Raw genomic sequence first — 12,861 nt, 5'->3', positions numbered from 1 at the left:
AATGGCACTGACAAAGGAATTGATAGACGGCTTGATCATTACGATACAAAACTTGTATCTGGCAGATGATATCCCATGGATGATCGGTTATTCCGGGGGAAAGGACAGTACTGCGGCTGTTCAGCTTGTGTGGATGGCGATTGAGAAATTACCACGAAGCGAGAGGAATAAGCCGATCCATGTGATGAATACGGATACGCTGGTAGAGTCACCAGTTGTATCAAAGTGGGTGGAAAAATCATTGGAGCAGATGAAGGGGGAAGCAGGCGAAAAAGGTCTGCCGTTTGTTCCGGTCCGATTGACACCGGATTATAATAACACTTTTTGGGTGAACCTGCTTGGAAAAGGGTATCCGTTCCCGCGCATGAAATATCGCTGGTGTACTGACAGATTAAAGATCCAGCCGGTCAATAATTTCATCCGAAGTAAGATCGCAGAGCACGGAGAAATCATACTGGTTCTCGGTACCAGAAAGCAGGAAAGCTCTAGGAGAAACAGAACGATGACCAATCTTGAAAAAAAGAGAGTCAGAGAACTGCTAAGTCCAAATCCTACTCTTGCTAACGAATGGGTATTTTCGCCCATGGAAGACTGGTCGGATGATGACGTATGGGCGTTCCTGATGCAGTATAAGAACCCTTGGGGTTATTCGAACATGGATCTGCTCACTATGTACAGGGGTGCCACAGCCGATAACGAGTGTCCGATGCAGATTGACAAATCAACGCCATCCTGCGGGAAGAGCCGGTTTGGTTGCTGGGTATGTACAATGGTGGAAAAGGATAAATCTATGGAAGCTATGATCGCCAACGATCAGGAAAAAGAATGGATGACACCGCTGTTGGAATTCAGAAATGAATTCGGCAATGAAGAGGGAGACCGGGAACGAAGGAGCTTCCGGAGAATGAAGGGAAACCTTCAGGGAAATTACGGAAAACTATTTCACGGCCCATACAAAAAGGAATTTAGAGAGCAGTGGCTGAAAAGGTTGTTGGAAATCCAGCAGGATATAAATGAAGAAGGCCCGGAAGAGTTTCGGAACTTGAAGTTGATTCGGGTACAGGAGCTGCGGGCTATACGCAGAATATGGGTGAATGAAAAACATGAATTTGATGATTCGCTGCCTGCAATTTATGAAGAAGTGACCGGCAAACCCTTTGACGATCCTGACTGGATACATAATGACAATTTCAGAGGAGAAGAATGGAGGATACTGGAAGAAATATGCCGTGAAATGTATCCGGAAGAAGAACTGGTATTTGAGATGATGTATACCTTGATCGATCATGAGAGTAAGGCAATCGGCGTGAGTCAGAGAAAGGACATTCTGGATAATATCAGGAATACGATCAGCAAGACGTTCTATAAAAATGAAGAGGATGCCACTCAGTTCTATTCGGACATGATGACCAGAAAAAAGGAGCATGGCGGAAAGTACAATGAAAAATTCCTGGATTACCAGACTGCTGAAGCTGAATTTGAGGATGGCGAGGAGTAACATATGATCATAAAGAAGCTTCAACTTTATAATTTTGGTGTCTATGCCGGAGACAATGAGTTTGCTTTTGAAGGAAATAAACCCATTGTTCTGATTGGCGGCATGAATGGCCGGGGAAAAACGACTTTTCTAGAAGCCGTTTTATTGGCGTTATATGGTCAAAATTCTTTTGCGTACTCCGAAAGTGATCACAAATCGTATTCCGGATACTTGAGATCCTTTATAAACAGGGGATCTAATGATGATACATGTAGCGTGACGCTTGAATTTGAAACGAATAATGGTATTCGTGAAAACTATAAGATCCAAAGGGCATGGAGTAGCGAAAGCAAGCGGGCGAAAGAGCAGATTTCGGTGTATAAAGACGGAGAATATAATGATTTTCTTACAAACAACTGGCCGATGTTCGTGGAAAATATTCTGCCGAGTGCTTTGTCGAGTTTCTTTTTCTTTGATGGAGAACAGATTGCGGAACTTGCTGTTGACCGGACAAATGATCAATTAAAGGATTCAATCCGTTCTATGCTTGGAATATCAGTGCTTGATGTGTTAAGTAATGATCTTATGCGCAATTTGAAAAGGGTAAATAAGACCGGAAAGCAGGATGTTTCTGCAAGAGAAATACAGAAGCTGAGAGAAGAAAAGAACCTTGCCCGGGAAGAGCTGGAAGAAGCAGACCGGGAATTGGGGAAGGCGAATGCGAAACTGCTAAAGGACAATGATGCCCTGGAGTCCTTGCATAGGCTATATACTGCAAAGGGTGGGGATGCCATTAATAAAAGGCAGGAATTGTTAAAAAAACGTGGAACTTTGTCGGCGGAACTATCAAAGGAAAATGAGAAAATATATGGATTGACAGCAGAGGAACTTCCGTTGTTGCTTGTGGAGGATCTTCTGTCAGAAATCAAGCTTCAGGCAATAGATGAACATGCAAGTGCAGTGATGCAGGAGTCCGTTCATCAATTAAACAAATTCTTTTCGGAGTTTATGTCCGGCTATTCGGGGGATAGGAAGACCGGAGAGGATTTTCTTGCTTATGTAAAACAACGTACAGAAGACAACCATGTTCAAATGGTCTACGGACTATCAGAGCAAGCGCTGTTTCAGGTAAATAACCTTGTAGAAGGGAAGCTTCAGCATACAAGACAGGAAGGAAAGGAAATTTTAAAGAAGAAAGTAAAGATAGAGAAACAGATTGACGAACTGGACAGCTACCTTTCGCTTGATATTAACGACCAGGAGCTGCAGGATATTTACAAAAAAATAAAGAAGGCAGAGCAGAAGATTATTGATGACCAGGTTAAGATAGCCGAATTAGAGCAGAAAAGAAGTAATATAAACGCGAGAGTGATCGCTGTGACGGCTGATTTTAACAAGCGGGTGGAAGCTTATCTTGCGACAGCTGAAGTAAGGGACAGCGTTGACAGGATATCGAAATATTCAAACATGGCACTCGATATCATAAAAAGGTATCGCATGGAACTTCAAAAAAGAAAAACAGATTTACTTGCTTCAACCATAACGGAGTGCTATTTGAAACTTGCGAACAAGAAGAATCTGATCCGTAAGATTGAGATGGATCCAGAGACACTTGACTGGAAGTGTTTATCGGAGGATGAAAGTGAGATTCCGAGAGATTCACTGTCGGCGGGTGAAAAGCAACTTATGGTTATATCCATACTTTGGGCGCTTGCAATATGCTCAAAGAAGAAGCTGCCTGTGATCATAGACACCCCGCTGTCCCGTATGGATTCCCTGCACAGAACAGCACTGATCACAACCTATTTTCCAAATGCAGGCGAGCAGACGATTATATTATCTACGGATGCAGAGATTGATGAAGGATATTATCGGTTGATGAAGAATAATATAGGTGATGAGTTTACTTTGAATTACGATGAGGTGTCTAAAAGTACCTCCATACAAAAAGGGTATTTGATTGGAGCAAAGTCATGATTATGAAGCAGGTGCGTCTTTCTCAAAAGGCGAAAGAACAATTATCCAGGTTGAAGGGAAAGACCGGGATCAAAAACTGGAACATACTTTGCAGGTGGGCGCTTTGCTATTCACTCAGTGAGAATACCGTTCCTACGGATATTCCGATCGTAGCAGACAGCAATCTGGAAATGTCCTGGTTTACCTTTGGTGGTGAATACTATGAGCTTTATGAAGCATTGGTAAAGGCGTGGTGTATAAAGATGGAGCTCCCTACTGATGATGACACCGTGGCAAAGTATTTCCGATTGAACATGGAGAGAGGGATTGCGCATCTCGGTGGGACAGGTTTTATAAAGAGTATTGATGATCTCGTAGGATTAGCAATTAAAGAGGCATAAATATGAGAGTTTATCTGGATTATAATGCATCAACGCCTGTTGACGAGAGGGTGCTTGAATGCATGATTGATGTATACAGGAATCATATTGGTAATGCGGACAGTCGGACACATCAATTTGGCGAGGATACACGTAGCATTGTGGAGTTGGCGAGAAAACAGGTTGCAGATCTGCTTGGAGTAAATGCGGATGAAGTATTTTTTACCAGTGGTGCCACCGAGAGCAATAATATCGCAATCCAAGGGCTTAGAGAATATGCCGAAAATAGCGGTAAAAACCATATTGTAACGACTGCCATTGAACATAAAGCAGTATTGGAAACACTAAAGCAACTTGAAAAAGAAGGCTTTATGGTTGATTTTATCGACCCGGATCAATTCGGAAGAGTAAAGCCGGAGGATGTTTTGAACAAAGTAACAGAGCGGACACTGGTTGTCAGTGTGATGCATGTAAATAATGAGACCGGTATGATACAGCCGGTGCAGGAGATTGGAGAGGAACTTAGTAAAAGAGGAATCCTTTTTCATGTTGATGCAACCCAAAGCTGCGGGAAATTGGTCGAGGAAATAAAGAATCTGAAGTATAATATGCTTGCATTTAGCGCACATAAACTTCAAGGACCACAGGGCGTAGGTGTTCTTGTATTAAGAAAGAAATCTTATAAGCTTCCGCCGGTAAAGGCTATCATGTACGGAGGACAGCAGGAGCGTGGAATTCGACCAGGCACAATTCCGGTAGCTTTGGTTGCAGGATGTGGGAAAGCCTGTGAATTAGCAGTAACAGAGTATCAATCCAATCTTGAGCAGGCTAATCAGATCAAAGAGGAACTGATTAATATACTCAGGGAGTCTGGCTTGTCATATCATATTAACGGTGATCAGACATATTGTGTTCCGGGAACTTTAAACGTTTGTATTGAGGGTGTTTCTTCAGAAGCATTAATGATATCTTCAAAGCAATTTTGCGGTATATCAAATGGATCCGCATGTACATCCAAAAGCTATTCACCGAGTTATGTTCTTTCAGCAATGGGGATTCCGGTAGAACAGATTGAAAGTTCAGTCAGGATCAGCTGGGGGCATGGCGTGGATCAGGATGAGGTACTGAATGGCTTTCGTGCATTGATCAATGTGGCAAAGCAAATGAACTAATTGGGAAGAGTGAGAAGATGGATCAGGAATTACACCTTGAAATCGTATATGAAAATAATTTGGATACGGATAAGTTTGCCCGTATGTTTAATAATAAGGCGCAGAGCTATAAGTTCTACTGGTTTGAGGCGATACTTAATCTGTTGAAAACAGAAGAACGAGATTTCACATTCGATGAAGTGATTGATGAAATGATATGCGAGGCATGGCACACCGTTACCCATTATCATCTCAGGCTGGGGCCGACTGTAAACGGCAATGCTGAAAATTTTCTGGAGCATGCGATAAATACTCTTAATAGTACTGTTAGTAATTTATCACAAAATCCGTCTAAAGAAGAATTAAAGACCGCGATCAAACAGTGTGAAAAGGAATTGAAAAGAGACAAAACAAGATTAACGGATTATGTTCCCTATAAGCTTCTATACCCTTTCTTTGATGCGGAAGGCTTAGAAGAAGGTCTGTCATATATAAAAAATGATAAACATAGCAGGCTGATCGCATATATGGCCAGGCTGTCAGGAAATGAAAACCTGCTTTATACAATTTTGGACGGTGTCGGCGTGCAGAAGAAAATCCGGGTTAATGTATATTGGAGAAAACTGCTTCTGAAGAACTTTTCTGTGATTCAGAGCTGGGTACAATATAATAAGGCTCAGTTTTTACAGGATCGAAATCCCGGCGTGCCAGGGATTATCTATAAGATCTGCCCGGAAAACGAGGAGCTCCGCAAACTGGAACAGGCCCGTGATCTATGGAAAACAACTGCGGAATTGACCGGACAGCCGATCAAAGAAATTTATACCGGAAAAGATATCCCAGCAAAAGATTTGTCCATAGATCATTTTGTGCCGAGATCCTACATTTCAAATGATGAACTATGGAACCTGATACCGATGCGCAAATCGTTGAATTCCAGCAAGAACAATAAGCTTCCGCCGTGGGAAATATTTTTCCTTCCGTTTGCAAGATATCAATTTTACCTGTATGGATTGATTTTCCCTCAGGATGCAGACAGACGGTCACAGCTATTGATCAGGAAATTTGAGAAGTGCAGAAAAAATAATCTGAATGCGATCTGGGCTACCGAGAAGCTCTACATAGGCGGGAATACAGAAACTCAATTTATGAATATTCTCAACCATAACCTCAAGCCCATATATGAAGCCGCCAGGCTGCAGGGATATGATACATGGAAAATAAGTACAGATTAGATCATGATGTAGAAATGCTTTCCTATGATGATTCCGTATTCAATTTATTAAGTAAAATAGTAGTTGTATTTGACTCGATATGTATACGTTCTTTTTTGAGTAATGCGCATTTTCTCTGATTTGTTTCATAGTCACGTTTTCCTTTTGCAAAAGCTGAGCAGCAAAGGAAGTCGCATTTTGCTGTACCTTTTGGTGTAGTATGGATTATGAAAACATAGCTATCAATAACAATGTGACTAGTAATCAGGTAATCTGCTTTAATATTAGTTATAAAAGGATACATTTGCGGCATGAAAGAATAAAGATTAAAATCATTATCTAAAGAGTTTTTTAAATGGATTAATGCTTCTAATCGTGGTTTGACCATTTCTTCATATTGTGCTGCTTTTTGAATTTGTTCGAAAGTTATTTTCCCTTCAAGAATTCGAACTATGATTTTAGCAGATGTATAATTAGGAATAGAGATATCTTTCAAGTATTGAAAACCAGCCAGATGTGGATAGTCTTCAAATGAAAATGTGAGATTAATCGGATACAAATTTTTTTTGTAGCCATACACAAACTGGTATCGATATTCTGTTAGCTCTTTCCAAGCTAATGCAGATTGTTGTAAAATGTCCATTTTTGTAATGCCGCCTTTGATAAAATAAGGGACCTTGCAAGAGCAAGGCCCCGATAAGCGTTTTCTTTCAGCTCCGAAGAACCTATTCGGTTTGAGGTTATCGCATAACCCAAGGTCTGGCTCCGCATCTGGCTGCATGCCGACACAGTCAATTGCTTCATAACCAACGATAGCTGATCTTGTCGCTATCCTCTATAAAGATTATAGCACAAAACAGATTCAAGTCAATAGCTTGAATTTTATTGTTTCATTGAAAACGCATAAATCTGCGCACCGTTAGTATGTGCCCGATATATTATATGGGATTATCTAAAAAAATGTCAATGAAAAATTTGGAAATAAATAAGAGTATTTCAACGCATAGGAACAATATGGGGGGATGCAATTGTATGAAAGAAGATAAAACAATCCGCTATTACAATTCAAACGCAAGGGAATTTGTACTGGGAACGGTATCAGTGGATTTTGAATTTACGCAGAAAAAGTTTACGGACAGGTTACCGAAGAATGCGGCAATTCTTGATTTTGGATGCGGTTCGGGACGCGATACAAAATATTTTTTATCACAAGGATACCGGGTAGATGCAGTAGATGGTTCCGCCGAATTATGCAAATTGGCAAGCGAATATACAGGAATTGAAGTAAAACACGCATTTTTTAACGAGTTGGTACAGGTCGGACAGTATGATGGCATTTGGGCTTGTTCTTCAATATTGCATTTGCCCTTGGATGAACTTAAAGAGGTTATGCGTAAAATGGTGATTGCATTAAAAGGCAATGGGATTATTTATACTTCTTTCAAATATGGAACGTTTGCAGGGGAAAGAAACGGACGTTATTTCACGGATATGACGGAAGCAACATTTGCGGGTTTTATAAAACAGATAGAACATGTAACGATAGAGGAGCAGTGGATTTCATTAGATGCACGGCCAGAACGAGGGGATGAAAAATGGCTCAATTTAGTTCTGCGGAAAAAATAGACAGCAGTAATGAACCGGTGATTGTGTCAACCGATGTAATGACCGGTGACAGAGACCGAAGCCGATATTTGTACTACCAGCTTAAAATGAGTATGTCAAAAGCGAAAGGAATCGATATCATTGTTTCTTTTCTTATGGAATCCGGTATCAGAATGATTTTGAATGATATCAGGCAGGCTTTGGACAAGGGCGCTTCCGTGCGGATTTTGACAGGGAATTATTTGGGAATCACACAGCCGTCCGCACTTTATCTGATAAAAAAAGAATTTGGTAACCGTATAGATTTACGATTTTACAATGACAAAGAGCGGTCGTTTCATCCCAAGGCATATATTTTCCATTATAAAGATACAAGTGAAATTTACATAGGATCTTCCAATATTTCAAAAAGCGCATTGACATCAGGAATTGAATGGAATTACCGTTTTAGCAGTATTGCAGATCATAAAAATTACCAGTTGTTTTATCATACATTTGAGGACTTATTTTTTAACCACTCAATCATTATAGACAATGAGGAATTGCGCAGATATTCAAAAAACTGGCATAAACCGGCTGTATCGAAAGATCTGGCAAAATATGATAATCTTGAAGATGACATTGATACAAACATTCAGGTATTGTTTCAGCCGAGAGGGGCACAGATTGAGGCATTATATGCATTGGAAGACAGCAGAGCCGAGGGGGCGGCAAAAGGTCTTGTTCAGGCAGCTACCGGAGTTGGCAAAACATATCTTGCGGCCTTCGATTCTGCAAAATACAGCAGAGTGTTATTTGTGGCACATAGGGAGGAAATCCTTAGGCAGGCAGCAGTTTCATTTAAGAACGTGCGGCATTCGGATGACTATGGATTTTTTTATGGGAAGCGGAAAGATACCGATAAGTCGGTTATTTTCGCATCTGTTGCGACGTTGGGACGGGCAGAGTATTTAAAACAGGAATATTTCCCAAAGGACTATTTTGATTATATTGTCATTGATGAATTTCATCATGCGGTAAATGAGCAATATAGAAAAATTGTAAATTATTTTACGCCAAAGTTTATGCTTGGACTCACGGCAACTCCTGAGCGTATGGATGGGAAAAATATTTATGAAATCTGCGATTACAATGTACCATATGAAATTTCATTAAAAGAGGCAATTAACAAAGGTATGTTAGTGCCGTTTCATTATTACGGCGTCTATGATGATACGGATTACTCCAAACTGCATTTGGTAAAAGGCAGATATGACGAGAGAGAACTGACGGAAATATATAGAAATAACGGCAGGCGATATGAATTAATTTATAAGCATTATATGAAATGTCGTTCAAAGCGAGCGTTGGGATTTTGCTGTTCCCGGCAGCATGCGGAAGAAATGGCAGCGGAATTTTGCAACAGAGGAATTGCGTCAGTGGCCGTATACAGTAATTCTGCTGGTGAATTTTCAGAGGATAGGGAAAAAGCCATTCAAAAGCTGAAAAAGCAGGAAGTGAACGTGATATTTTCCGTAGATATGTTTAATGAAGGCGTGGATATTGCTTCGGTTGATTTAGTGATGTTCCTCAGACCTACGGAGTCGCCTGTTGTGTTTCTGCAGCAATTAGGACGTGGACTCCGCATTTATAAGGGAAAAGAATATTTGAATGTTCTGGATTTTATTGGAAATTATGAAAAAGCAGGAAAAACGCCGCTGTTGCTTGGCGGAGAAAAATCATTTTGCGAAAAAAGAGCCGGTGACTATCATGATATAGAGTATCCGGATGACTGTATTGTTGACTTTGATGTACGGTTAATCGACTTATTTAAAGAACTGGATAAGAAATCGCTGACAGTAAGAGAGCGGATCAGGCAGGAATATGATCGCGTAAAAGAGTTATTGGATGGGAAAATTCCTACCAGAATGGATTTATTTACTTATATGGAATATGAGGTATATCAGTATTGCATAAGGCATACGAAGGAAAATCCATTCAGACATTATTTGGAATATTTGCATGGCTTAAACGAATTATCTGAAGAGGAAGAGGTTCTATACGCAGGAATCGGTAAAGAATTTTTAACATTAATTGAAACTACGGATATGACGAAAATTTATAAAATGCCTGTTTTGTATACATTTTATAATCATGGGAATGTTTTGTTGGAGATTACAGAGGCTCAGGTTCTTGCATGTTGGAAAGATTTTTTTGACAGGAATAAAAACTGGCGGGATTTTTCTGACAGAATCACATATGAGGAATACAAAAACATGACGGATAAACAGCATTTGGCAAAAGCAAAGACAATGCCGATAAAGTTTTTAAAGGCGTCGGGAAAAGGCTTTTTTATTGATAAAGAGGGATATGCTTTGGCAATAAGGGAGGATTTGAGGGCAGTTGTAAAAAATCATACGTTCTGTGAGCATATGAAAGATATATTGGAGTATCGGACGATGGATTATTATCGCAGGCGGTACAAAGGAGAGTAGCAGCAAAATATTACCAGAGATTCATCATTCTGTGGGAAGAAGTTTATTGCCTATGGAAATAAGAGAAGGAAGGTTACTGTTCACACCCTTTGGGTGCTCCAGTAACAGTATCCAGCCTATTTTAAGTCGCCTTCGGCGGTCCTAAGCGCCAGCGACGCTTGTTTAGGACGGACCGGAACGGAGTGTAGACGGGCTGGATATGATGGAAAATGTTACTTTATTGGCCGGACGCCGTGCAGCAGGGTGCACGACGCCGTGTGAACAATAACGAAGGAAGGTTACTATTCACAGTCTGGTTAAAGTATAAAATCCAATTATAATAGAGAGCCTCAAACCTAGTGTTTATCTATGGTTTGGGGCCCTCTTTGGCTTATTAAACCAGCATCCCTGTTAGTTTATTGGTATTTTTTGAAAAACATACCAATAACATATTGATATTTTTATTGGTATGTGTTATAATATATAGTACCAATATGTAGAAAGGGGAAGATAAAATGTCAATCGTAAGATATGTGAATAAAAAAACAGGTCGGGTTGCCCTCTATGAATCAACTTCCCATTATGACCCGGAAACAAAACAATCCAGGCCGATCCGGAAATATCTTGGCACAGAAGATCCGGAGACAGGTGAACTGATCCCGTCGTCAGGAAAGCGCGGCAGAAAAAAGGAACCGGATGACAATTCCAGCCATAGCAAAAAGAAAAAACCAGAAACCGACTACCGGTTCCTTGCTGAAACATTAAAAAAGGAATGCGCGGAAAAAGATGCCAGGATCAAAGTTTTAGAACACCGCAACCAGTTGCTGCGTTCCAGTTTGGAACGCAATGTCATTTAGTTAATATATGGACGAAATCCGATGTTCCACTCACCGGTGTTCACCCGTCTTGTTGGCTTCAACCCGCGATATTACTGGGGTTATTCTATCTGAAAACCTTGCATCTGAAAATCCATTTTCATGGAAATTATTGTTTTTTTCAGCAGAAAACTCAGATGGATGGGGTAGAGCCTTTTTTAAGTGGGGGTCTAACCATTCTTTTTGATTTTTTTGCGGAATTTTATATTAGTACTTGACAAATCAAACAAAATGTGCGGCCGCGCTCGCTGCTGATCCTCTTTTTAGAGGTAGCGAGCGCGGCCCTTGGATTTAGAGCGATATATGATTCTAATCCAAGGAGGTACATTCGTTATGTTTCATGAAAAAATCAAGGCTCTTTTTTCTTCTGCTGTGGACAGCGTTGCGTCCACAATCTCAAAATACTCCGTCCACCCAGACAAGGATTTTACCCGCCAGAAAAAGCTTCCACCGGATAAGCTCATTACGTTTTTGGTTTCCCAGGGCTCTTCCTCCACTTCCGAGGAACTTTTGGAGTTTTTTGATCTGGATGCAGATGCCCCTTCCGTTTCCGCACTCAATCAGCAACGGGCAAAGTTAAAACCGGAAGCCATGGAAGCCGTTTTTCATCACTTCCATTCCTCACTCTCTTCCTTGGAAGGCGCAGACGGCTATGAATCCATTGCTGCGGATGGCTCTACCTTTTCCTTTTTCAGTAAGCCCACGTTTGCTTCCCCTGACTACTTTGTTTCCGAAGGGCATTCTGCCAAAGGATTTTACAGTTTGCATTTAAATGCCCTGTACAATCTGGACAAGCACATCTATACCGATGCACTGATCCAGCCGATTCACAATAAGGATGAATACCGGGCCTTTGCCACCCTGGTGGACCGCCATCAGACTTCCCCCTGGAAAAAGACTATTTTTATCGGTGACCGTGGTTACTGCTCCTATAATAATATGGCCCATGTGCTCAAAAAAGGGCAGTTTTTCCTCTTCCGCGCAAAGGATATCCATTCCAAAGGCCTTCTTTCCGGTTTTGATTTTCCTGACAAGGAATCCTTTGACATCCGGGTTCGGGTCACCCTGGTACGCAGCCAGTCAAAAAAGATTGCTGTAGAGGGATACCGCCGTTTTGTCGATAAGGCAACCTCCTTTGATTTTATTGAGTACGGGACACGGGATACCTACCAGCTTACGTTCCGCATTGTCAGGTTTCCCATATCAGAGTCCACTTATGAGTGCCTGGTTACCAATCTCCCGGAAGAGGAATTTCCGCCAAAGCGTCTAAAAGAGCTTTATTTTTCCAGGTGGGGCGTGGAATCCTCATTTCGGAAACTGAAATATACCATCGGATTGATCAATTTCCATTCTTATAAGCCGGACTTTGTCAAACAGGAAATATGGGCAAAACTCATCGTCTACAACTTGACAGAAAGTATCATCAACCATACTGCTGTGGTCCATCAAAAGAAGACAAAGCATGATTACAAAATACATTTTGGTACAGCAGCCCATATTTGCAGGGTGTTCCTACGTCCTTCTGTGAAAGAAGGCTCAATCAATGTAACCGCCCTGCTTCAGCGCAGGTTGATCCCGATCCGAAATGAACGGCAGTATCACAGGCTAAAGACAGCCCATTTCCGGAGGCCGCGATATCTTATATACCGGGCAGCCTGAAAGCATTTTTACCTTAAATATAGATATTTTTTAAGCAGATGCGGATCTGCTTAGTCGTCATGCCCAAAAATAATTTTCACCTCTTTCATTA

The 12,861-nt window shown here is 41.0% G+C and carries 10 protein-coding genes; 9 read left to right on the top strand and 1 reads right to left on the bottom strand.

The window, feature by feature from the left end; translation table 11 throughout:
- Nucleotide 1: 1 nt before the first annotated feature.
- Genes dndC through EBB54_RS19985 form a run of 5 tightly spaced genes read left to right on the top strand, consistent with a single transcriptional unit; the run spans nt 2 to nt 6,199 of the window.
- On the top strand, nt 2–1,498 hold the full coding sequence (gene dndC / locus EBB54_RS20005; RefSeq protein ID WP_125128690.1) for a DNA phosphorothioation system sulfurtransferase DndC: 1,497 nt from the start codon (nt 2–4) through the stop codon (nt 1,496–1,498).
- 3 nt (nt 1,499–1,501) lie between these two features.
- A complete protein-coding gene (gene dndD / locus EBB54_RS20000) occupies nt 1,502–3,454 on the top strand; it encodes a DNA sulfur modification protein DndD (protein ID WP_125128689.1) in 1,953 nt (650 codons plus the stop codon).
- Nucleotides 3,451–3,834 carry a DNA sulfur modification protein DndE gene (gene dndE, locus EBB54_RS19995; protein WP_125128688.1) on the top strand — a complete coding sequence of 128 codons (384 nt, stop codon included), beginning with the start codon at nt 3,451–3,453 and terminating at the stop codon, nt 3,832–3,834. The genes dndD and dndE overlap by 4 nt, the downstream gene beginning before the upstream one ends.
- A gap of 2 nt (nt 3,835–3,836) precedes the next feature.
- A complete protein-coding gene (locus tag EBB54_RS19990; RefSeq protein ID WP_125128687.1) occupies nt 3,837–4,985 on the top strand; it encodes a cysteine desulfurase family protein in 1,149 nt (382 codons plus the stop codon).
- Nucleotides 4,986–5,002: 17 nt separating this feature from the next.
- Nucleotides 5,003–6,199 (top strand): HNH endonuclease domain-containing protein, encoded by a 1,197-nt coding sequence (locus EBB54_RS19985; protein ID WP_125128686.1) that lies wholly within the window; start codon nt 5,003–5,005, stop codon nt 6,197–6,199.
- A 22-nt stretch (nt 6,200–6,221) separates the two neighbouring features.
- Here EBB54_RS19985 and EBB54_RS19980 read toward each other — a convergent pair whose 3' ends face one another.
- A complete protein-coding gene (locus EBB54_RS19980; RefSeq protein ID WP_243127739.1) occupies nt 6,222–6,959 on the bottom strand; it encodes a PBECR4 domain-containing protein in 738 nt (245 codons plus the stop codon).
- A gap of 233 nt (nt 6,960–7,192) precedes the next feature.
- Here EBB54_RS19980 and EBB54_RS19975 point away from each other — a divergent pair, with 233 nt between their 5' ends.
- The 4 genes from EBB54_RS19975 to EBB54_RS19960 all read left to right on the top strand — a co-directional run bounded on the left by EBB54_RS19975 (nt 7,193) and on the right by EBB54_RS19960 (nt 12,770).
- Nucleotides 7,193–7,804, top strand: coding sequence for a class I SAM-dependent methyltransferase (locus EBB54_RS19975; RefSeq protein ID WP_125130919.1), 612 nt, complete (start codon nt 7,193–7,195; stop codon nt 7,802–7,804).
- Nucleotides 7,774–10,257 (top strand): DEAD/DEAH box helicase family protein, encoded by a 2,484-nt coding sequence (locus EBB54_RS19970; protein WP_125128684.1) that lies wholly within the window; start codon nt 7,774–7,776, stop codon nt 10,255–10,257. The genes EBB54_RS19975 and EBB54_RS19970 overlap by 31 nt, the downstream gene beginning before the upstream one ends.
- A 494-nt stretch (nt 10,258–10,751) precedes the next feature.
- Entirely contained in the window at nt 10,752–11,093 is a 342-nt protein-coding gene (locus tag EBB54_RS19965; protein ID WP_125128683.1) for a hypothetical protein, read from the top strand.
- Between the two features lie 351 nt (nt 11,094–11,444).
- On the top strand, nt 11,445–12,770 hold the full coding sequence (locus tag EBB54_RS19960; protein WP_125127865.1) for an IS4 family transposase: 1,326 nt from the start codon (nt 11,445–11,447) through the stop codon (nt 12,768–12,770).
- The last annotated feature ends 91 nt before the right edge of the window (nt 12,771–12,861 follow it).

The organism is Schaedlerella arabinosiphila (assembly GCF_003885045.1).
In the GTDB taxonomy this organism is placed as follows: Bacteria; Bacillota; Clostridia; order Lachnospirales; family Lachnospiraceae; genus Schaedlerella; species Schaedlerella arabinosiphila.
The sequence above is the reverse complement of the archived record's forward strand: the minus strand, read 5'-3'. Positions and strand labels throughout refer to the sequence as shown.

Excerpts from the sequence above, each read along its gene's own strand:
- dndD (WP_125128689.1), top strand. The coding sequence starts at position 1,502 with ATGATCATAAAGAAGCTTCAACTTTATAATTTTGGTGTCTATGCCGGA.
- EBB54_RS19960 (WP_125127865.1), top strand. The coding sequence starts at position 11,445 with ATGTTTCATGAAAAAATCAAGGCTCTTTTTTCTTCTGCTGTGGACAGC.
- EBB54_RS19970 (WP_125128684.1), top strand. The coding sequence starts at position 7,774 with ATGGCTCAATTTAGTTCTGCGGAAAAAATAGACAGCAGTAATGAACCG.
- EBB54_RS19965 (WP_125128683.1), top strand. The coding sequence starts at position 10,752 with ATGTCAATCGTAAGATATGTGAATAAAAAAACAGGTCGGGTTGCCCTC.
- EBB54_RS19990 (WP_125128687.1), top strand. The coding sequence starts at position 3,837 with ATGAGAGTTTATCTGGATTATAATGCATCAACGCCTGTTGACGAGAGG.
- dndC (WP_125128690.1), top strand. The coding sequence starts at position 2 with ATGGCACTGACAAAGGAATTGATAGACGGCTTGATCATTACGATACAA.
- dndE (WP_125128688.1), top strand. The coding sequence starts at position 3,451 with ATGATTATGAAGCAGGTGCGTCTTTCTCAAAAGGCGAAAGAACAATTA.
- EBB54_RS19985 (WP_125128686.1), top strand. The coding sequence starts at position 5,003 with ATGGATCAGGAATTACACCTTGAAATCGTATATGAAAATAATTTGGAT.
- EBB54_RS19975 (WP_125130919.1), top strand. The coding sequence starts at position 7,193 with ATGGGGGGATGCAATTGTATGAAAGAAGATAAAACAATCCGCTATTAC.
- EBB54_RS19980 (WP_243127739.1), bottom strand. The coding sequence starts at position 6,959 with ATGCAGCCAGATGCGGAGCCAGACCTTGGGTTATGCGATAACCTCAAA.